The following is a 20,241-nucleotide window of genomic DNA, read 5'->3' on the forward strand; positions in this document are numbered from 1 at the left end:
TTGACACCGCGCCGGTCGGTTCCCTCACCCCGACCCTCTCCCAAAGGGAGAGGGAGAAAGATGACACCGCGCCGGTCGGTTCCCTTACCCCGACCCTCTCCCAAAGGGAGAGGGAGAAAGATGACACCGCGCCGGTCGGTTCCCTTACCCCGACCCTCTCCCAAAGGGAGAGGGAGTAAGATGACACCGCGCCGGTCGGTTCCTTCTCCCCACTCCTCTCCCAAAGAGAGAGGGAAAAAGTTGACACCGCGCCGGTCGGTTCCCTCACCCCGACCCTCTCCCAAAGGGAGAGGGAGAAAGTTGACACCGCGAGGGTCGGTTCCCTCGCCCCGACCCTCTCCCAAAGGGAGTGGGATAAAGGCGACACCGCGCTCGGTCGGTTCCCTCTCCCCGCTGGGGAGAGGGTTAGGGTGAGGGGCGGCCTCTTAGCGTTTTGAACCGTAATAGACTTCATTCCAGCGCAGCGCGTCTTTGAACGACGGCAGGCGGGTATCGTTGTCGATGACGGTCAGCTCAATATCCTGCAGCTCGGCAAACTGGCGCATATCGTCGAGGGTTAGCGCATGGCTGAAGACGGTATGGTGCGCGCCGCCGGCGATGATCCAGGCTTCCGACGCGGTACGCAGATCCGGCTGTGCCTGCCACAGCGCGTTGGCCACCGGCAGCTTCGGCAGATCGTGCGGCGTCGCGACGGTTTCGATGGTGTTGACCAGCAGGCGGAAGCGATCGCCTAAATCAATCAGGCTGGCGACGATCGCCGGGCCGGTTTGGGTGTTGAAGATCAGACGCGCCGGATCGGCCTTACCGCCAATTCCCAGCGGCTGGACGTCGAGGATCGGTTTCTCGGCGGTAGCGATAGTCGGGCACACTTCCAGCATGTGCGAGCCCAGCACCAGATCGTTGCCGTTGTCGAAGTGATAGGTGTAATCCTCCATAAAAGAGGTGCCGCCCTGCAGACCGGTCGACATCACTTTCATGATGCGTAGCAGAGCGGCGGTTTTCCAGTCGCCTTCGCCGGCAAAGCCGTAGCCCTGCTGCATCAGGCGCTGTACGGCGAGACCCGGCAGCTGCTTCAGGCCGTGAAGGTCTTCAAAGGTGGTGGTAAAGGCGTGGAAACCGCCTTGCTCAAGGAAGCGCTTCATCCCCAGTTCGATGCGCGCGGCGTCCAGTACGTTCTGGCGTTTATCGCCGTGCACCTGCGCCGCTGGCGTCAGGCGGTAGCTGCTTTCATACTCATCGACCAGCGCGTTGATATCGCCGTCGCTGATGCTATTCACCACCTGCACCAGATCGCCGACCGCCCAGGTGTTGACCGAGAAGCCGAACTTAATCTGCGCCGCCACTTTATCGCCATCGGTTACCGCCACTTCGCGCATGTTATCGCCGAAGCGGCACACTTTCAGATGGCGGGTATCCTGCTTCGAAACCGCCTGGCGCATCCACGCGCCGATGCGCTGGTGCGCTTCTTTATCCTGCCAGTGACCGGTGACGACGCTGTGCTGCTGGCGCATGCGCGCGCCGATAAAGCCAAATTCGCGGCCGCCGTGCGCGGTCTGGTTGAGGTTCATAAAGTCCATATCAATGCTGTCCCACGGCAGAGAGGCGTTGAACTGGGTATGGAATTGCAGCAGCGGCTTGTTGAGGAGCGTCAGGCCGTTAATCCACATTTTCGCCGGTGAGAAGGTATGCAGCCAGACCACTAATCCGGCGCATTTATCATCGTAGTTGGCGTCGCGGCAAATATGCGTGATTTCATCCGGCGTGGTGCCGAGCGGTTTCAGCACCAGCTTGCACGGCAGTTTTGCTTCCGCATTCAGGCTATTCACCACATGTTCGGCATGTTTCGTCACCTGGCGTAGGGTCTCCTGGCCATACAGGTGCTGGCTGCCAATTACGAACCACACTTCATAGTTATCAAAAATCGTCATTTTCGTATCCTTAATGGGTGAGCGCTGCCGGAGATTGCGGGGCGTTTTCCGCCTTTGCAGCCGAAGGGAGATAGTGTTGTTCCGAGCTAGCCGACCACTGCTGGTAGCGCTGATACAGTTGTTCGAAACGTTGCGCCTGCTGCGCGCGCGGCTGCAGGGTGTTTTCCACCTCGCTTGCCATGTTGCGCTGCGCGGCGGGGATATCCGGATAGACGCCCGCGGCGACGGCGGCGAAGATGGCGGCGCCTAACGCGCAGCACTGATCGGAGGCGACAATCTGCAGCGGGCGGTTCAGGACGTCGCAGCAGGCCTGCATGATGACCTGGTTCTTACGCGCAATGCCGCCGAGCGCCATCACGTTATTGACCGGAATGCCCTGATCGGTGAAGCACTCCATAATGGCGCGGGCGCCGAAGGCGGTGGCGGCAATGAGCCCGCCAAACAGCGCCGGGGCGTCGGTGGCCAGATTTAAATCGGTAATAACGCCTTTCAGCCGCTGGTTGGCGTTCGGCGTGCGGCGGCCGTTGAACCAGTCCAGCACCACCGGCAGGTGATCGAGGGACGGATTATTGGCCCAGGCTTCGGTGAGCGCAGGCAGCAGCTGTTTTTGACTGGCTTTGATTGGCTCGCGCAATTCAGGGTGCTGTTGGGCCAGCTGTTCCAGCGGCCAGCCGAGGATACGGCCAAACCAGGCATAGATATCGCCGAAGGCGGACTGACCGGCCTCCATACCGATGAAATCCGGCACCACGCTGCCGTCCACCTGGCCGCAGATACCTTTCACCGTGCGGTTGCCCACGCTCTGTTTATCGGCGATCAGGATGTCGCAGGTGGAGGTGCCGATAACTTTAACCAATGCGTTAGGCTGTGCGCCGGCGCCGACCGCGCCCATATGGCAATCGAAGGCGCCGCCGGAAATCACCACTGTCTCCGGCAGGCCGAGGCGCTGCGCCCATTCGGCGGTCAGGTTGCCGACGGGGAGATCCGCAGTCCAGGTGTCGCGGAATAGCGGCCAGGCAAGGTGGCGGTTGATAATCGGGTCGAGTTCGTCGAAGAAGCTGGCGGGCGGCAGTCCGCCCCAGCTCTCGTGCCACAACGATTTGTGCCCGGCGCTGCAGCGACCACGGCGGATATCCTGCGGGCGGGTGGTGCCGGAGAGCAGGGCGGGCACCCAGTCACAAAGCTCAATCCACGATGCCGCGGCCTGCGCGACGGCGCTATCTTCGCGAGTGACGTGGAGGATCTTGGCCCAGAACCATTCGCTGGAGTAGATGCCGCCGATATAGCGCGAGTAATCTTCTTTACCCGGCGTGTGGCACAGGCGGGTGATGGCTTCCGCCTCTTCCACCGCGGTATGGTCTTTCCACAGTACGAACATGGCGTTCGGGTTGTCGGCGAACTCTTCGCGCAGCGCCAGCACGTTACCGTCAGCATCAATCGGCGCCGGGGTTGAACCGGTGCTGTCGACGCCGATACCGACCACCATCGCTCGTTGTTCTGCGCTTAATGCCGCCAGGACGCTTTTTAGCGCCGATTCCATCGATTCAATATAATCGCGCGGGTGATGGCGGAAGCGGTTATTCGGCCCATCGCAGAACAGCCCTTCCTGCCAGCGTGGATACCACTCTACGCTCGCGGCCAGCTCCGCGCCGGTAGCGCATTCCACCGCCAGCGCGCGTACTGAGTCACTACCAAAATCGAGGCCAATCGCAATTGCCATCTTGTTACTCCATGCTGAAATCATTCATGCAGCAACAGTAGATATCCCCGGCCAAATCCGTCAGGCCGTATTCGCTAATCTTATGGACTATATTGCTGTCACCTCGCAAAGTGTGACGCCGTGCAAATATTCGATGTGGACTTTCCTGCCGTATTTATAGACACTTTTGTTATGCGCTGGATCAACGCGAAATGCGTGCTGGTAGCGCTTTTTTCGCTCACTGTGCGGGTTTTTGTCTAAATTCCCACCGGTATCGCAGTCGCAACGGCGCGGATGGCGATAAAATGATGAATATGGACAATTGGTGTCAAAAATACCTCGTGGAGAACGACGCTTATGGCCGAAACGCAAAACGATCCGCTGCTTCCGGGCTATTCCTTTAACGCTCATCTGGTCACCGGCCTGACGCCGATTGAGGCGCAGGGTTATCTCGATTTCTTTATCGACCGCCCGCTGGGCATGAAAGGCTATATTCTCAACCTGACGATCCGCGGCGAGGGGGTGATTAACAACCACGGCGAACAGTTCGTTTGTCGCCCCGGCGATATGCTGCTGTTTCCGCCGGGGGAGATTCATCACTATGGCCGCCATCCCGACGCCAGCGAGTGGTATCACCAGTGGGTCTATTTCCGCCCACGCGCCTACTGGCACGAATGGCTTAACTGGCCGACGATCTTCGCTCAGACCGGTTTCTTCCGCCCGGATGAACAGTGGCAGGCGCGGTTTGGCGAGCTGTTCGGGCAGATTGTCGATGCCGGTCAGGGGGCGGGACGTTATTCCGAACTGTTGGCGATTAACCTGCTGGAACAGTTGCTACTGCGGCGCATGGAGGCGATTAACGAATCGCTGCATCCGCCGCTGGATAACCGGGTGCGCGATGCCTGCCAGTACATCAGCGACCATCTGGCGGACAGCCATTTCGATATCGCCAGCGTCGCCCAGCACGTCTGTCTGTCGCCTTCGCGTCTGTCGCACCTGTTTCGCCAGCAGTTGGGGATAAGCGTACTTGGCTGGCGGGAAGATCAGCGAATTAGCCAGGCCAAACTGCTGTTGAGTACCACCCGGATGCCGATTGCCAGCGTTGGCCGCAACGTTGGCTTCGAAGATCAGCTCTATTTTTCGCGTGTCTTTAAAAAATGTACCGGCGCCAGCCCCAGTGAATTTCGCGCAGGATGTGAATAAAAAGTAAAGAAAGTGAAATGATGACCCGCTTAAATGTCACAGCCAGTAAACTATTAAGACAATTGGTGGCTTGACGGCGACGTGACGGCTCCGGAGAATCCGGGCTTCGTTTTTTAACCGGGTACATTATGCAGGCATTGCTGGAACACTTTATCACCCAATCCACGGTCTACTCGTTGATAGCCGTGATGCTGGTGGCATTTCTTGAGTCGCTGGCGCTGGTGGGGCTTATTTTACCCGGCACGGTCATGATGGCTGGCCTGGGGGCGCTCATCGGCAGCGGCGAAGTTAACTTCTGGCAGGCGTGGCTGGCGGGGATTGTCGGCTGCCTGTTGGGAGACTGGATCTCATTCTGGCTCGGCTGGCGCTTTAAAAAGCCGTTACACCGCTGGTCGTTTATGAAAAAAAATCGCGCGCTGCTGGAGAAAACCGAACACGCGCTGCACCAGCACAGCATGGTGACGATACTGATCGGCCGCTTTGTCGGGCCGACGCGGCCGCTGGTGCCAATGGTCGCCGGGATGCTCGACCTGCCGGTGGCGAAGTTTGTGCTGCCGAATATTATTGGCTGCCTGCTCTGGCCGCCGCTCTATTTCCTCCCCGGTATTCTGGCGGGGGCGGCGATTGATATTCCTGCCGATGAAAACAGCGCCAGCTTCAAATGGCTGCTGCTGGGCGCGGCGCTGCTGGCGTGGCTGGCGGGCTGGCTGTGCTGGCGACTGTGGCGGAGCGCGAAAACCTCCGGCGATCGTCTGACCCGTTGGCTACCGCGCGGACGCCTGCTGTGGCTGGCGCCGTTGATGGCGGCGCTGGCGGTAGCGGCGCTAACGTTTGTTTTCCGCCATCCCCTGATGCCGGTCTACCTTGAGATCCTGCATAAGGTCATTTCGCGTTAATTCCCAACAGCGCCGAGGCGCTGCTGTTGCCGCTCAACAGATCGTCAGTGGCGCCGTCCCAGGCAATGCGCCCTTCGGCCACTACGATGGAACGAGGCGCAATGCGCGCCGCATCCTCCACGCTGTGCGACACCATCAACAGCGTCAACTGTTGCCGCTGACAGACATCGGCGACCAGCGTCAGCATCTCCTGACGCAGCGCCGGATCGAGCGCCGAGAAGGGTTCATCAAGCAGCAGCACCGGCTGTTGGCGTATCAGACAGCGGGCCAGCGCCGCTCGCTGCCGCTGACCGCCGGAAAGCTCGCCCGGTAGACGATCCAGCAGCGTATCCATTCCCATCTGCCCGGCTATCGCCGTGACCTGCGCGTGCTGCTCGCGGTTCAGCTTCAGGCCGGGGTGGATGCCTAGGCCAATATTCTGCCGGACGGTGAGATGGTTAAACAGGTTGTTCTCCTGAAACAGCATGGAAACCGGACGCTGCGCCGGCGGCGTGGCGTTATGCTTCTCGCCGTCGATCAGCAGGCTGCCGCTGGCCGGCGGCAGAAAACCGGCGATCAGATTCAGCAGCGTGCTTTTGCCGGCGCCGCTGGGACCGAGCACGGCGATGCGTTCTCCGCGCTCGACGCTGAGCGTAAAGCGCATCGGCAAATGCTGATACAGCCAGGTGACATCATTGAGTTTTAGCATCGCGTCCCGGTAGTTTCTCGATCAAGGTAAAAAGGATAAAGCACAGCAACAGTAGCAGAAGCGCGGTGACCGCGCCGTCCTGGCTGCGGTAGGAGCCTATTTGTTGATACAAATAGAAAGGCAGCGTGCGGAAGGATTCATTGCCGAACAGCGCCACCACGCCGAAGTCGCCGATAGACAGCACGCAGGCGAAAGCCAAAGCCTGCGCCAGCGGCCGTTTCAGCGCCCGTAGCTCCACTACCCGCAGCCGGTTAAAACCTTGTAGCCCCAACGACTGACACAAAGCGCCGTAGCGGGCGGCAATATCGCGCATCGGGTTTTCCAGCACCTTCAGGGCATAGGGGATTGCCATCAGCGCGTTGGTAAAGATGACGATGCCGTCGGCGGATTCCGGCAGGCCGACGCTGTTATTGAGCAGCAGGAAAAATCCGGTTGCCAGCACAATCCCCGGCATGGCGAGGATGAGCATGCCGCTGAGCTCCAGCGTCTGCCCGGCCAGCGGCAGATTGCGGGCCCGCAGTTCGCGGCTGCTCCATAGCAGCATCATGGTCAGGATAACGCTAAGCAGACCGGCGGCGAGGGCGATACGCAGCGAGGTCCACAGCGCCTGCCATAGCGCGGCTTGGCCGAGCACCTTCGGCAGATTGACGTTGAGGCCATCGACGATTACCGCTAACAACGGCGGCAGCAACAACAATAGAGCAAGCGCGATCAGCGCGAAATCGCACAGGCGGCTATGCAGACGGTCATCGGGGTCGCGCCAGCCCTGCAGTTGGTTGGCGCCGATCGCCACGGCTTTGCTCAGGCGCTGGCTCAGCAGCACCAGCCCAAGACAGCAGACCATTTGAATAATCGCTAATAGCGCCGCCCGCGCCGGGTCGTAATCAAAACTTAGCGCCTGATAGATAGCCAGCTCAATGGTGGTGGCCCGCGGCCCGCCGCCAAGTGACAGCACGGTGGCGAAGCTTGCGAAGCACAACATAAAAATCAGCGTAGCCACCGGCAGGATCTGCCGACGCAGCCACGGCCATTCCACCAGCCGGAAGAAGACGAAACCGCGCATCCCGAGCTGTGCGGCGATCTGCCGCTGTTCGCCGGGAATGTTTTCCAGCGCCTGCAGCAGCAGGCGGGTCGCCATCGGCATATTAAAGAACACATGGGCCAACAGGATGCCCTGTAAGCCGTATGGCGAGAAATCCCACTGCCAGCCGAGCGCGTGGAACAGCGCGGCGAGCCACCCCTGGCGGCCATAGACGCTGAGGATGCCGAACACCGCCACCAGAACCGGCAGGATCAACGTCATCGCGCACAGGCGCAGCAGCAGCGTGCGCCCCGGAAAGTGGCGGCGATACAGGGCGCGGGCAAGGAATATCGCCGGCACCACCGAAAATAGCGCCGACAAAAAAGCCTGCCAGAAAGAGAAACGAACGACGTGCCAGAGATAGCTATCGCTGAGGATCGTCTGCCAGGGGGCCTGCGGCGCTTCCAGCCACAGCGCCAGAAACGCCGCCAGCGCCACGATGACCAGTAAGCAGGCCGCCGCGGCGCCGGGGATCAGCCAGCCGAAACTTAGCGGCTGACGGCGCGTTGCCATGAACCGATCCAGTTTTGACGTTCAGCGGCGACCTGCTGCGGGGTGAACTGCAGCGTGGTTTGCGGTTTGGTTAGCTTATTGAAGTCGGCCGGCAGCGCGACCTGAGTTACCGGGTACATCCAGTTGCCGGTGGGGATCGCGTTCTGGAAGCCAGGCGAGACCATAAATTTCAGGAACTTCTCCGCCAGTTCCGGCTGCTTGCTGGCGGCGGTACGCGCGGCGACTTCAACCTGCAGATAGTGGCCTTCGGTAAAGTCCGCCGCCGCATAATTATCTTTTTTCTCTTCGATGAGGTGATAAGCCGGCGAGGTGGTATAGCTCAACACCAGGTCGCTTTCGCCTTTCAGGAACAGGCCGTAGGCTTCGCTCCAGCCCTTGGTGACGGTGACGGTTTTGGCCGCCAACTTCTGCCAGGCTTCCGGCGCCTTATCGCCATACACCTTTTGCATCCACAGCAGCAGGCCGAGCCCCGGCGTACTGGTGCGCGGGTCTTCATAAATCACGCGCCATTTCTGCGGGCTCTCGACCAGCTCTTTCAGGCTTTTCGGCGGGTTTTTCAGCTTGTTTTTGTCATACACGAAGGCGAAGTAGCCGTAGTCGTAAGGCACGAAGGTGTCGTTATCCCAGCCGCCAGGTACGGTGACCGCGCTGCCTGGAACGCCGCTTTTGGCAAACAGTTTGCTCTGCGCCGCGGCTGCCAGCAGATTGTTATCAAGGCCGAGCACGACATCAGCTTTGCTGTTTTTGCCTTCCATTCGCAACCGGTTAAGCAGCGATACGCCATCTTCGAGGGCGACGTATTTCAGCTCGCAGCCGCAGTCGGCCTCGAAGGCCTTTTTCACCGCCGGGCCAGGACCCCAGTCGGCGGAGAACGAATCGTAGGTGTAAACGGTCAGGATCGGTTTAGCAAAGACCGGGGCGGCGACCAGCGCCAGCAGGGGAAGCAGTTTTTTCAACACTTTGCACCTCAGTATATGGGGAGGCAAAGGATTTTGAGTAGGCCTCAAATCCCTTCGCCGGCGTTATCCGGATCAGGTTCGACGGGTATTTTCTCAGCCCATACGCTTCATCCTTCAAGCCGCATCTGCGTTAGCTTCGCGCGTTCACCCCAGTCACATAGTTATCTATGCTCCAGGGGATTCACCCGCTTGCTGCCTTGATGCAACTTGAATGATATTGCGTATGTTTATTAGCACCCCGTTGAGAACGGCGATAGTGTAATGATTTTGTTAGATGACGCAAAGCATTCAGGGTTCCGGCGGGGCGAACCACGCCGATTTAAAGTCGAACCAGCCGAGGGTGTTCATGCGCACGCCGCGCATACTGCGCTGGCCCTGAATCATTAGCCAGTGGTGGATCAGCGGAACAATATGCTGTTTCTCCAGCAGTTGCTGGCTCCAGGTCGCCGGGTTGAACTCGCCCGCGCGCCAGCGGTTGGCGTCAGCCTCCCAGTCGATGGGAATGCAGTGATGCATCAGCGGCACTTCATATAAATAGGCGAACAGGGAAAAATCGATTGGCAACGTGAAATTGACGCTGTTGAGCCAGATATCGCTCACCGTTTCGCCGCGATGCCAGTCATCGTACTCCAGCTCCTGAATGTTCAGCTTTACCTGATGTTCCGCCAGCAGCGCCAGCATGATCCCGCCAATGACCCGATGTTCCACGTGATCGCGATAGTAGGTGAGGGTAACTGACTCGAGGCCGGCAGGTTTTTCACAGGCATGGCTGCGGGCGTGGTGCCAGCGCGGCAGCAGACCGTAGGCCGGAAACCAGTTGCCTTGATAGTGTTCGCCGGCGTGATACAGCAGGTTGGCGGGCTGGAACAGATAACTTAACCAGCGGCGCACGTCATCATTGCCGCCCAGCGGGCTGCGGCTATCAAAGAGCAGGTAATAGCACCCCTCTTCCAGGCGGCTCTCTACGGCTTTTTCGCTTTCGGTATTGCCCTGCAGGGTTAAACCGCCGTTGGGTTCTTCGCTAATTTCCGGCAGCACCCAGACGTTAACCTCATCGATCAGCGCCCGGTAGCCGAAGTATTCTTCGAAGGCATGGATTTTCAACTGATTTTGATTATTGCGCGCGACCGCGTAAGGGCCGGTACCGATGGGGAGACTGGAAAAATTATCCATCGTGCGCCATTCCTGCGGCAGCACCATTGCCGGGACCTGCCCTAACAGCCAGGGCAGCCAGCGGTCCGGCTGGCTGAGGTGAATATCCAGCGTCCAGGCGGTCGGCGAGACGATGCGCTCAATATGGGAAAATAGCGGCAGTTCGCTGCTGCGCTGTAGCGAGGAGATAACGTCGGCCATCTCCAGCTCCCGGCCATGATGGAAATGAATGCCGGGACGCAGAAAAAAGCGCCAGTGGTTAGGCGAAATTTGCTGCCAGTGGTGGGCGATATCGGCCTCCAGTTCCCCATTTTCCTCATTTACCCGCGTCAGCGCGCTAAAAATTTGCCGTGCGATGTGGGTCTCCGAACGGCGCAACGCGCTGCCGGGCAGCAGATTCTTCATCGGCCGATAGTAGAGCACGCGCAGGATGTGGCGCCCCTGGCGGAAGCTGCGGCCAAGATGGGAGATCAACATCTGTCTGACCGCGGTTTTATCGCCAACCAGTTGCACCAACTGATCGATGCGATCCTGCTCCAGTAGATCCTCGGCGCGCTGCTGCTGTAGCGCCAGACCGGTATAAAGGAAGGTCAACCTGGAGCGCTTGCCGCGCCCGGCTTCGGATTCCCAGGCAAGCCAGCCGCGCGCTTCCATCAGATTGAGCAAGGTGCGCATATGGCGGCGCGAACAACTGAGCATTTCCGCCAGTTCGTTGAGGGTGGTCTGTTGCGACCTGCCATCGCAGCATTGCCACAGGCGTATGAACTGTTGTTGCAGACGGCTGGAAGGCATAAAAGAGGAACTCCTGACGAAAACTCAGCAATTTATGAGTTCCTATATTAAGCCAATAATGAACCTCGATGAAGTAAGGAGATGAATATGACGAGGTCAACCACTAAGCAGTTCTATCAACGGTACTTTTCTGCGACGCAGGGCGCGTCCTGGCTGGCCCGCCAGTTAGCAGGAAGGCAGCAGAAAATGCTGGAGGAATTGATGCAGTGGGGAGTTACGTCGCCGACCTCCGATCGTTGACTTGCCGACATCATGTGTGACTGAGTATTGGTGTTATACTCGCCGTCTTTCAGGCTGCAAGCGCATTGGCTGCAACTCGAAATCCACAGAGTATAGAATCACCCGCCAGCAGATTGCTTCTGCTGGCTTTTTTCGTTTACTTCGCGTGTGTTAAGGATATTTCATGCTGTGGTTGATGACGATGGGGCGACGGTTAAACGGCGTCTACGCCGCCTTTATGCTGGTGGCTTTTATGATGGGCGTGGCCGGGGCGCTGCAGGCGCCGACGCTCAGTCTATTTCTTAGTCGTGAAGTCGGCGCGCAGCCGTTCTGGGTCGGCCTGTTTTATACGGTGAATGCGATTGCCGGTATCCTGGTGAGCCTGGCGCTGGCCAAACGATCCGATAGCCGCGGCGATCGTCGGCGGTTAATTATGTTCTGCTGCCTGATGGCGGTGGGTAACGCGCTGCTGTTCGCTTTCAACCGCCATTATCTGACGCTTATCACCTGTGGCGTGATGCTGGCGTCGGTCGCCAATGCGGCAATGCCGCAGCTGTTTGCTCTTGCCCGCGAATACGCTGATAGCTCTGCTCGCGAAGTGGTGATGTTCAGCTCGGTGATGCGCGCCCAGCTGTCGCTGGCGTGGGTCATTGGCCCGCCGCTGGCTTTTATGCTGGCGTTGAATTATGGCTTTACGACCATGTTTTCCATCGCCGCCGGGATTTTTGTCATCAGCCTGGCGCTGATTGCCTTTAAGCTGCCTTCGGTGGCGCGAGTGACGCAACTGCAGGAAGGCAGCAGCCTGCCGGAACTGGAAGGCGGCTGGCGCGATAAAAACGTCCGCATGCTATTTATCGCCTCAACGCTGATGTGGACCTGCAACACCATGTATATCATCGATATGCCGTTGTGGATCAGTAGCGATCTTGGCCTGCCGGATAGCCTGGCGGGGATACTGATGGGCACGGCCGCCGGTCTTGAAATTCCGGCGATGATCCTGGCCGGCTACTACGTTAAGCGTTGGGGTAAACGCAAAATGATGGTGGCGGCAGTCGCCGCCGGCGTGTTGTTCTATGTGGGGCTGATTATGTTCCATGGCCGCACGGCGCTGCTGGCGCTGCAGCTATTCAACGCCATCTTTATTGGTATCATCGCGGGGATCGGCATGTTGTGGTTCCAGGACCTGATGCCGGGGCGCGCCGGGGCGGCGACCACGCTGTTTACCAACAGTATCTCCACCGGGGTTATTCTGGCCGGGGTGATTCAGGGGGCGCTGTCGCAAAGCTATGGTCACGCCAGCGTCTACTGGACAATCGCGGCGATTTCGCTGCTGACGCTGTTTTTGACCAGCCGGGTGAAAGATATTTAAGTCAATCTTCCGCGCCGGCCATGCTGGCCCGGCGCGGAGAGAGCGTTACTTCAGTACGATTCGCTTGATGTCGCCGATGATAAAGATGTAGGCAATCACCCCGATCAGGGCGGTCACTCCAACGTAAATGAGGGCGTAAAAGAAGTTACCGGTGGCTGATATAATCACGCCAATGATGAGTGGCGCGATAATTGATGCCAGGTTGGCGCAGAAATTAAATATACCGCCGGTCAACCCAGCCATATTATCCGGGGCAATATCAGATATTAACGTCCAGCCCAGACCAACCATTCCCTGACCAAAGAAAGCGATCGACATAATAATAATTACCGTCGAATTCGCGCTCACCCAATTGGCGGCGATAATGCAACTGGAAAGCAATAATCCAGAAATTATTGGAAGTTTTCGGCTTATATTGGCTGAGCCCGTACGCTTAAGTAGCCTATCGGAAAGCCAGCCGCCGAAGATGATGCCAACCGCGGCGGCCAGGAATGGCCAGGTGGCGAAAAAGCCCACGTGAAGCCACGGCAAGTGGCGTTCGTTGGCCAGATAAGTAGGGAACCAGGTAAGGAAAAAGACCAGCGTAGTGTTACCAGCAAACTGCCCCAGACTGGCGCCGATAATTTGTCGGCAGCACAGTAGCCGCCTGGCATCACGCCAGTTAAATGGAATGTTTTCACTCTTTTTGGCAACCTGGTCGGCGCCAATATAATCCAGTTCTGCTTTATTTGCCGTTTTCGATTCATGCGGCTCATGATAAAAACGCCACCATACGAAGGTGAATAAAATTCCTAGCCCGCCGGTTAGAAAAAATAAGGTGCGCCAGCCATGATGTTCCAGGATTAAAAATAACAATGGCGAGAAGGCGGCTAACCCAATGTATTCGCCTACTGTATAGGTAGCGGTGGCTCTGGCCCGTTCATGCTGGGGGAACCATTTGCTGACGATGCGGCTATTGGCCGGAAAGCAGGGTGCCTCGCTGACGCCTAGCCCCAGACGCAGAAGGAGCAATGATTTCAGCCCCAGCGAGAAGCTTTGCAGCAGGGTAAACAGCGACCAAAAGAAGATGGACAGGGCGTAGGTCAATTTATTACCGAAACGGTCTAAAAACATGCCGCCAGGAATTTGCGCCAGCGCATAAGTCCAGGCAAAAGCGGAAAAAACAATGCCCATCATCGCCGGATCGATATGGATTTCAGTGGTTAATTTTGGAGCAACGATTCCAAGAATGGTACGATCGAGATAATTAATCATCGTACCCAGCGATAAGAGCGATAAAATAAAAATACGCGTTCTGCTTCTTTTTAGCGCGCCGGGCGATGACGCCAGGCTACCCTGAGAGTCAGGTATACACATATAGATTTCCTTTAAAGTTTAAAATATTTTTGCATGTATTAATGCATGCAGAAATACTCTAATGATTCATAGACTGTGTCTATGAATGACAACGCCTTGTTACGCACAAAAGAAAATATCAAATAATATTTGATGGGAATCTGATATTGGCTCGTTGTAGCGTATTATCCACCTGCCGCATGGTATATTAGGCGCAGTGGTTTTATTCTTATATTATACGGACAAAAATAATGAACCTGAAGCAACTTTATTATTTTAAGCGATTGAGCGAGACGGAACATTACACCGAGGCGGCATCCAGCCTGTTCATCACTCAACCCTCGTTAAGCCACGCCATATCTGAGCTGGAGAAGGAGTTGGGTGTGGCGCTGTTCGCCAGAAAAGGCCGCAACGTCAAAATTACGCAAAGCGGTAAACGTTTTTTACCCTATGTGGAAGATGCGCTCGCTTCTTTAGAGAATGGGCGCCTGACGCTGCAAAACAATGATAGTGAAAAGAAAGAGAATATTCGTATCGCCTTTATTTATACGATGGGTGAATTTGTTGTTCCGCAGTTAATTAATAAATACACTAATTCACCATCCAGTCACAAGGTGACTTTTTCCTTCACGCAAGGCACTTCACTTTCGTTATTACAAGCATTAAAGGCAGGAAAAACCGATCTGGCGATTTGCTCATATATTGCCGATGAACCAGACATCGATTTTATTCCCATCATTCAGCAGGAGCTGGTGGTGGTGACGGCGAAAGATCACCCGCTTGCCCGATTGTATGAAAATGAGGTCGATTTGGTTGAGACGATTCACTATCCCTATATCTACTTCTCAGAAAACAGCGGTCTGCGGCCTTTTATTGATAATGTCTTCATGCAGCAAAAACTGGTGCCGGATATCGCCTGCTACGTCGATGAAGATACCGCGATGGCGGGGTTAGTTAGCATCGATTATGGCATTGCGATTATGCCGAGGATCTCCGCGCTGGCAAATTATAACGTGCACATTCTGAAAATAAAAAATGAGATTCCCCCTCGTTATATCTACCTGGCAACGATGAAGGAAAGGGTACTTTCCTCAGCGATTCAATCATTTAAAAACGTCATTATTAATGATAGCCAGAGAATCAACTGAGTAAGCGCCCGGAGACTGGCTCCGGGCGGCATGGTTATCAGGACAGTATGTCCATCAGCTCACGCAGCTTTGCAATGGCAATCTGGCCCGGCGCGGAGGCCTGGCCGACGGTGCCAAAGGTCATCGCTGAACCGAACAAGCGACCGGTTACCCGGCTCACGCCGCCGGATTTGCCCATCGACATGGTGATCAGCGGGCGCGTCGCATATTTCTCTTTCATGGTCAGCGTGGCGGAAAGCAGAGTGAGTACGTCCTGAGGCGACTGCGGCATCACCGCGATCTTCGGCAGATCGGCACCCAGATCCTGCATTCGACGCAGGCGATAGATAATATCTTCCTGTGCCGGCGTTTTATGGAAATCATGGTTGCTCATGATCACTTTTACGCCGGCCTGATGGGCGTCGTTCACCAGCGCGCGAATTTGCGCTTCATCGTTAAACAGCTCGATGTCGATAACATCGGCGAATCCGCTTAGCGCCGCCTGGCGGTTAAGTTCAAAGTACGCTTCGTCACTGATTTCCGTTTCGCCGCCTTCTTTCTTACTGCGGAAGGTGAACAGCAGCGGCAGAGCTTTCAGCGTATGGCGGATTTCCGCCAGCGCGGCCAGCACCTGGGGGATTTCCCGGACGTGGGTAAAATGGTCAACGCGCCATTCGATAATATCAGCGCCGGCGTCAACCAGGCCCTGAGCATTAGTCAGCAGCTCATCCAGCGTTTTTCCGATCAGCGGTACGCAAATTAAGGTTTCGCCTTCCTTGAAGGTGATGTTCTTTACGGTTACTGCAGTTGTCATGTAGGTATCCATTATTGTTGTCGTTGAACCTCAGGCGGTGACGCTGGTGCGGGACACTCTTTGCGCCGCGCGCGCCTGAAGTTGACGATAGCCGATGTACAGGGCGATCACAAAGCCGATGACGGCGATCAGGAAATCAAACCACATAATGCTGGCAATGCTAATCTGCGAAAGCCTGGCGGTGATAAGCGGGATCGTGAAGCTCGCGATGCTGCCAGCGGTGTAGAAGATCCCCGTCGCCTTGCCTTTGCCATTCGGAAAGCTCATCGCCATGATGGTCGCTCCCAACTGCAGTACCCCGCCGGCAGCGGCAAAGCCGATGACGAAGGCGAAGCCGGTCACCATCACCGGTGTCGGGAACAGGCACACTAACAGCAGCGAGACCATCGACAGACAGGTATAGATGATCATGGCCACCGCTGAGCTGAACACCTCTTTGACAAAGGCGGCGGTCACGAAGACGCAGACCAGCGAACCGACGGTGTAGATGCTCAGCAGCTTGATCGCCGAGGCATAAGGCATGCCGACCACGAACTGACCATATTGCGCCAGCCATTGACTGACCAGGTAAAAGGTTGCCATGCCGATATAGCCGTACAGGGTAAAGACAACCATATCCAGTTTGTTGGCTTGCGGCTTAGCGGAAGCTTCTGTCTGCGCCGTTGGAGTCTCTTCCTTTTTGGCCGCCTGGCTGTCGGGGAACGGCATCTTGAGCAGATAAATTGCGCTCAGTACAAACAGAACCGCCGCGATCACAAACGACCAACCGAACCACAGATTCGCCCATATCAGCAGGCTGATAATGAACGGCAGCAGGAACTGCCCTGCGGAAACGAAGGCTTTGATGAGTACGTTAGCGCGGCTGGCGGAGTGCGGGAACGACTCCATCAGCGCCGGATAGGTTCCGGAGTCGAGGAAGCTGTTCGCCAGACCGGCCATGATGCCAAACACGTAGGCCAGATAGATATTTTTGGTCAGCAGAATGCCGACGAAAAAGATCAGGTAGCTGAGGATCCCAAGATAGATAAAGGGCTTACGACCAAAGCGATCCGACAAAAAGCCGGTCACGATCGTCGCCAGCTTACCGATACCTAATGAGGAGATAACGATCGATACGCCAGCGGCGTCTGTTCCCCACTGTTCCTGAAGATGGGCCATGTTGAGGGTGATTAAAAGCACCCCCATGCCGTGGATCAGATAGTTGAGATACAGCCCTGCCGCAGTAGGGATGTATTTGTTTTTCATCTCTTGCCTCTTAGAACAGAATGCTCTTGACGTAGTCAACCGGCATCTCTTTGCCCGTCCAGATTTCGAACGCGCGCGCGCCTTGCCACAGCATCATTCCCAGGCCGTTGAGGGTCCGGCAGCCTTTTTTCTCCGCCACTTCCAGCAGATGGGTTTTACGCGGGTTATAGACGACGTCGGAGACAATCAGGTCCGGGCGCAGGAAGCTGTCGTTTGGCAGCAGCATCTGGCCTTCGAATGGTTTCATACCGACGCCGGTGGCGTTGGTGAGGATCACGCTGCTGTCGATTTCGGCGCGCAGCTTGTCATGATCGTCGAGATCGAAGAGATGGATCTCGCAGTCGGTGTTGTCGCGGATCTTGGCGACGGTCTGCTCGGCATTGGCGAAGAACTTGTCTTTACGGTTGAAGATCGAGATGGCCTTCACGCCGTCGAGCGCGGCCTGTACGCTGATGGCGGTAGCCGCGCCGCCTGCGCCGAGGATGGTCATCTTCTTGCCAATGATATCGATACCGGCTTCTGACAGCGCGCGCATATAGCCGGTGCCGTCGGTAATGTGGCCGGTTAACACGCCATTATCGTTGACGACGGTATTGACCGCGCCGACCAGCTGCGCCGCCGGCGAAAGCTTGTCGAGATACTGGCAAATTTCGGTTTTATTCGGCATCGAGACGTTGTAACCACGCAGTTTTAGCGCGCGGAAACCCTGCACGACATCTTTTAGCTCCTGGTTATCGACCTCGAACGCCAGGTAGGCGTAATCGAGGCCAAGATGGGCAAAGGCTTCGTTGTGCATGGTCGGCGACATGCTGTGACGAATCGGGGTAGCGATTAGGCCAATCAGTTCGGTATGACCGGTAAGACGTTCTGCCATGATAAATATCCTCAATATGTTAAAAATGGAATCTGTTGCGCTTCGCGATTGCCGAGTACGCCCATGTCTTCGAGTATCTCCAGCACGTTGCGGCCTTCGCGCACGCCGTCGATAATTCTCCGGGCCGACAGGCTGTCGCCGATATTCATGATTTTTACGTTGTTGGCGGCGGCCCACTGGGCGATATCGTCGAGACCTGCGCGGTTGGCGCGCATTCCCAGGCATACAAAGCCATAGTCGAAGGGAATGTCGAACGTGCCGTTGACGGTATTAACGGTGAAATGGTCTGGAGCGACGGCGGTTAATCGGGTCTGCATGTGTTGCTCCACCTGGTGTTCTTCCAGCATGGTCAACATCGCGTTTTTGGTAATAATGTCGAGGTCCTGTCCCGGCGCGTCCTGCATTTCAATCAGCACCGTCTCGGCGCCGCGCGCTGAGAAGTATTCAATGACGTCCAGGCCGACGGCGCCGCCGCCAACCACGACGATGCGTTTACCTGCGGCATCGGCAAAGGCGTCAAGGTGTTCAATCATGCCGGTTATTGAAAACAGGCGGCCACCTTCGGCGTCAATGTTCTCGCGCAGGCCTTCGATAGGCGGCAGCAGAGGAACCGAGCCGGTGGCGTTGACGATGAGCTGTGGATGCAGCGCGGCGACTGAAGCGACATCGGCGCGTTTACCGACCTGCAGCATCAGATTACTGAGCCCGGAAAGGCGGTTTTTCATAAACTGCGGGAAATCGGCGATGCGCTTTTTCTCCGGCAGCAGCGCAATGGTGCTGGCCAGTCCGCCGACGTGGCTTTTCTCTTCCAGCAGCCAGGTGTTACAGCCGACTTCCGCGGCGGTGCAGGCGGCTTCCATTCCTGCAGTGCCGGCGCCGATTACCACAACGTTGGTTTCGCGCGAAACACGCTGCTGCTTGTAAGCGTCGCCGTGGATGATGTCCGGGTTGATCGAGCAGCGCAGCGGACGAGAACGGGCGATGCGGTGATCCGCGCAGCCGATATTGCAGGAGATGCATTTACGCATCAGACGCTCATTGCCGCTTTGTACTTTCTGTACCCATTCAGGCTCGGCAATCAAACCACGACCAATGGCGATCAGATCGGCATCGCCGCTGGCGAGGATATCTTCGGCGATTTTTGGCGAACGAATGTTGCCGGCGATGACCGTCGGCTTATGGAATTTATCGCGTACCGCGCGAGAGAGGTAGCGCTTCCAGCCGTCTTCCAGCGACATCTGGTCGATTTGTAAATTCAGGTTATCGTTCTGCGCGGCAGAGACGTTAATAATGTCGACCTTATCCTGGCACAGCTCGAGGATGCGCAGCGAATCTTCCAGCGTGTTGCCGCCCTTTAAGAAATCGTCGGCGCTGATGCGCAGGCTTATCGGGAAACGTGGTCCAACGCAGGCGCGAACCTTATCGATAATCAGGCTTAATATGCGGGTGCGGTTTTCGATACTGCCGCCGAATTCGTCGGTACGTTTATTAAATAGCGGCGACAAAAACTGGCTAATTAAATAGGAATGGCCGCCATGAATTTCTACGCAGTCAAAACCGGCGCGGCGTACGCGCTCAGCGGCGTCGCCAAATTTGTCTACCGCGTGATAAATTTCCTCGTGAGTCATTGGCCGCGGAATATTACCGTGCTTTTTCGACGGCGTGCTGGATGCCGAAAGCGGCGTCTGCCCATTCAGGCGATAAGCATAAGCCGAAGCGCCCGCGTGATTTAGCTGAATCGCTACGCAAGCGCCGTGTTTATGGAGGGTTTCGGTTAATTTAAACAGGCGCGGAATATATTGATCGTTATCGATACGTAACTGCGTCGTGCCATTGGAGGCGAAGGGAAAATCAATGCAGATATTTTCCACGGTAATGAGCCCGGTGCCGCCTTTCGCCCGCAGTTCGTAGTATTCAAGCTGCTCCTGCGAGACTTCGCCATTCAGGGTGGCCATATTGGTACCCATCGGCGGCATGATAATGCGATTTTTTATGGTCATCCCGTTGATGGTTAGCGGGCTGAATAGATGAGGATAGTGGCTCATTTAGGCTCTCCACAAGAACGGCAGGCGGCCCACGATGTGAGGCAGGCGACGTGACGTATCTAAAGTTAATATTTCTCTGTCAGGAAAGATAACGAGCCGGGGAGGGGAAAAATAATGCTTTTTTTTGTGCTGAGCTATAGGGGTTTTCTATGGAGTTAACCGTTAATTCACATATTGGGCGGTTTGTTTTAAATACTTCTGCTGATTATTTACTTGTCATTGTGGATATAAACAAAAATAGCCCGGTTACGCCGTTATAAATGCACGATAAAGGACGGGAAGAATAAATTTATCTATAAATT

At 56.4% G+C, this 20,241-nt stretch carries 17 protein-coding genes; 5 read left to right on the forward strand and 12 right to left on the reverse strand.

All coding sequences use genetic code 11. From position 1 onward, the window contains the following. From AC22LX_RS22015 to araB, 3 genes are all read right to left on the reverse strand, one after another. On the reverse strand, window positions 1-307 hold a 307-nt coding region (locus AC22LX_RS22015; RefSeq protein WP_487334221.1), incomplete at its 3' end, for a hypothetical protein. Between the two features lie 118 nt (window positions 308-425). After that, window positions 426-1,928 (reverse strand): L-arabinose isomerase, encoded by a 1,503-nt coding sequence (gene araA / locus AC22LX_RS22020; RefSeq protein WP_015368279.1) that lies wholly within the window; start codon window positions 1,926-1,928, stop codon window positions 426-428. A gap of 10 nt (window positions 1,929-1,938) precedes the next feature. Beyond that, window positions 1,939-3,648, reverse strand: coding sequence for a ribulokinase (araB, locus tag AC22LX_RS22025; RefSeq protein WP_045389964.1), 1,710 nt, complete (start codon window positions 3,646-3,648; stop codon window positions 1,939-1,941). A 336-nt stretch (window positions 3,649-3,984) separates the two neighbouring features. Here araB and araC point away from each other — a divergent pair, with 336 nt between their 5' ends. Next, window positions 3,985-4,830: an arabinose operon transcriptional regulator AraC gene (gene araC / locus AC22LX_RS22030; RefSeq protein ID WP_045389966.1), complete on the forward strand. Its 846-nt coding sequence runs from the start codon at window positions 3,985-3,987 to the stop codon at window positions 4,828-4,830. Between the two features lie 128 nt (window positions 4,831-4,958). Next, window positions 4,959-5,726, forward strand: coding sequence for a DedA family protein (locus tag AC22LX_RS22035; RefSeq protein WP_047042724.1), 768 nt, complete (start codon window positions 4,959-4,961; stop codon window positions 5,724-5,726). Here the strand turns inward: AC22LX_RS22035 and thiQ are convergent. From thiQ to sgrR, 4 genes are all read right to left on the reverse strand, one after another. Further along, window positions 5,713-6,414 (reverse strand): thiamine ABC transporter ATP-binding protein ThiQ, encoded by a 702-nt coding sequence (thiQ, locus tag AC22LX_RS22040; RefSeq protein ID WP_045389969.1) that lies wholly within the window; start codon window positions 6,412-6,414, stop codon window positions 5,713-5,715. The two genes, AC22LX_RS22035 and thiQ, sit on opposite strands and share 14 nt — an antisense overlap. Further along, entirely contained in the window at window positions 6,398-8,008 is a 1,611-nt protein-coding gene (gene thiP / locus AC22LX_RS22045; protein ID WP_045389971.1) for a thiamine/thiamine pyrophosphate ABC transporter permease ThiP, read from the reverse strand. Before thiP ends, thiQ begins: the two co-directional genes overlap by 17 nt. Continuing rightward, on the reverse strand, window positions 7,984-8,967 hold the full coding sequence (gene thiB, locus AC22LX_RS22050; RefSeq protein WP_045389973.1) for a thiamine ABC transporter substrate binding subunit: 984 nt from the start codon (window positions 8,965-8,967) through the stop codon (window positions 7,984-7,986). Before thiB ends, thiP begins: the two co-directional genes overlap by 25 nt. Before the next feature lie 288 nt (window positions 8,968-9,255). Beyond that, the gene (sgrR, locus tag AC22LX_RS22055) at window positions 9,256-10,911 is read right to left on the reverse strand and encodes an HTH-type transcriptional regulator SgrR (protein ID WP_487334222.1); all 1,656 of its coding nucleotides are present in this window, start codon (window positions 10,909-10,911) and stop codon (window positions 9,256-9,258) included. Window positions 10,912-10,998: 87 nt separating this feature from the next. Here sgrR and sgrT point away from each other — a divergent pair, with 87 nt between their 5' ends. After that, entirely contained in the window at window positions 10,999-11,151 is a 153-nt protein-coding gene (gene sgrT, locus AC22LX_RS22060; protein ID WP_015704385.1) for a glucose uptake inhibitor SgrT, read from the forward strand. A 163-nt stretch (window positions 11,152-11,314) separates the two neighbouring features. Continuing rightward, on the forward strand, window positions 11,315-12,499 hold the full coding sequence (locus AC22LX_RS22065; protein ID WP_045389979.1) for a sugar efflux transporter: 1,185 nt from the start codon (window positions 11,315-11,317) through the stop codon (window positions 12,497-12,499). 45 nt (window positions 12,500-12,544) lie between these two features. Here the strand turns inward: AC22LX_RS22065 and AC22LX_RS22070 are convergent, their stop codons facing one another. Next, window positions 12,545-13,855 (reverse strand): MFS transporter, encoded by a 1,311-nt coding sequence (locus tag AC22LX_RS22070; RefSeq protein WP_487334223.1) that lies wholly within the window; start codon window positions 13,853-13,855, stop codon window positions 12,545-12,547. A 230-nt stretch (window positions 13,856-14,085) separates the two neighbouring features. On the opposite strand from AC22LX_RS22070, the gene AC22LX_RS22075 reads away from it, so the two are divergent. After that, window positions 14,086-14,982, forward strand: a complete 897-nt coding sequence (locus AC22LX_RS22075; protein ID WP_045389984.1) for a LysR family transcriptional regulator — start codon at window positions 14,086-14,088, stop codon at window positions 14,980-14,982. 37 nt (window positions 14,983-15,019) lie between these two features. Here AC22LX_RS22075 and aroD read toward each other — a convergent pair whose 3' ends face one another. The 4 genes from aroD to AC22LX_RS22095 are packed head-to-tail and all read right to left on the reverse strand — an operon-like array spanning window position 15,020 to window position 19,939. After that, on the reverse strand, window positions 15,020-15,775 hold the full coding sequence (aroD, locus tag AC22LX_RS22080; protein WP_045389987.1) for a type I 3-dehydroquinate dehydratase: 756 nt from the start codon (window positions 15,773-15,775) through the stop codon (window positions 15,020-15,022). 30 nt (window positions 15,776-15,805) lie between these two features. After that, complete coding sequence (locus AC22LX_RS22085) at window positions 15,806-17,020, reverse strand: MFS transporter (RefSeq protein ID WP_487334224.1); 1,215 nt, start codon at window positions 17,018-17,020, stop codon at window positions 15,806-15,808. 10 nt (window positions 17,021-17,030) lie between these two features. After that, window positions 17,031-17,894: a shikimate dehydrogenase gene (locus tag AC22LX_RS22090; protein WP_045376448.1), complete on the reverse strand. Its 864-nt coding sequence runs from the start codon at window positions 17,892-17,894 to the stop codon at window positions 17,031-17,033. Between the two features lie 11 nt (window positions 17,895-17,905). Further along, window positions 17,906-19,939, reverse strand: a complete 2,034-nt coding sequence (locus tag AC22LX_RS22095; protein WP_063413976.1) for an oxidoreductase — start codon at window positions 19,937-19,939, stop codon at window positions 17,906-17,908. Between the last annotated feature and the right edge of the window lie 302 nt (window positions 19,940-20,241).

The organism is Klebsiella sp. PK01 (genome assembly GCF_057624675.1).

Excerpts from the sequence above, each read along its gene's own strand:
- araA (WP_015368279.1), bottom strand. The coding sequence starts at position 1,928 with ATGACGATTTTTGATAACTATGAAGTGTGGTTCGTAATTGGCAGCCAG.
- araB (WP_045389964.1), bottom strand. The coding sequence starts at position 3,648 with ATGGCAATTGCGATTGGCCTCGATTTTGGTAGTGACTCAGTACGCGCG.
- araC (WP_045389966.1), top strand. The coding sequence starts at position 3,985 with ATGGCCGAAACGCAAAACGATCCGCTGCTTCCGGGCTATTCCTTTAAC.
- AC22LX_RS22035 (WP_047042724.1), top strand. The coding sequence starts at position 4,959 with ATGCAGGCATTGCTGGAACACTTTATCACCCAATCCACGGTCTACTCG.
- thiQ (WP_045389969.1), bottom strand. The coding sequence starts at position 6,414 with ATGCTAAAACTCAATGATGTCACCTGGCTGTATCAGCATTTGCCGATG.
- thiP (WP_045389971.1), bottom strand. The coding sequence starts at position 8,008 with ATGGCAACGCGCCGTCAGCCGCTAAGTTTCGGCTGGCTGATCCCCGGC.
- sgrR (WP_487334222.1), bottom strand. The coding sequence starts at position 10,911 with ATGCCTTCCAGCCGTCTGCAACAACAGTTCATACGCCTGTGGCAATGC.
- sgrT (WP_015704385.1), top strand. The coding sequence starts at position 10,999 with ATGACGAGGTCAACCACTAAGCAGTTCTATCAACGGTACTTTTCTGCG.
- AC22LX_RS22065 (WP_045389979.1), top strand. The coding sequence starts at position 11,315 with ATGCTGTGGTTGATGACGATGGGGCGACGGTTAAACGGCGTCTACGCC.
- AC22LX_RS22070 (WP_487334223.1), bottom strand. The coding sequence starts at position 13,855 with ATGTGTATACCTGACTCTCAGGGTAGCCTGGCGTCATCGCCCGGCGCG.
- AC22LX_RS22075 (WP_045389984.1), top strand. The coding sequence starts at position 14,086 with ATGAACCTGAAGCAACTTTATTATTTTAAGCGATTGAGCGAGACGGAA.
- aroD (WP_045389987.1), bottom strand. The coding sequence starts at position 15,775 with ATGACAACTGCAGTAACCGTAAAGAACATCACCTTCAAGGAAGGCGAA.
- AC22LX_RS22085 (WP_487334224.1), bottom strand. The coding sequence starts at position 17,020 with ATGAAAAACAAATACATCCCTACTGCGGCAGGGCTGTATCTCAACTAT.
- AC22LX_RS22090 (WP_045376448.1), bottom strand. The coding sequence starts at position 17,894 with ATGGCAGAACGTCTTACCGGTCATACCGAACTGATTGGCCTAATCGCT.
- AC22LX_RS22095 (WP_063413976.1), bottom strand. The coding sequence starts at position 19,939 with ATGAGCCACTATCCTCATCTATTCAGCCCGCTAACCATCAACGGGATG.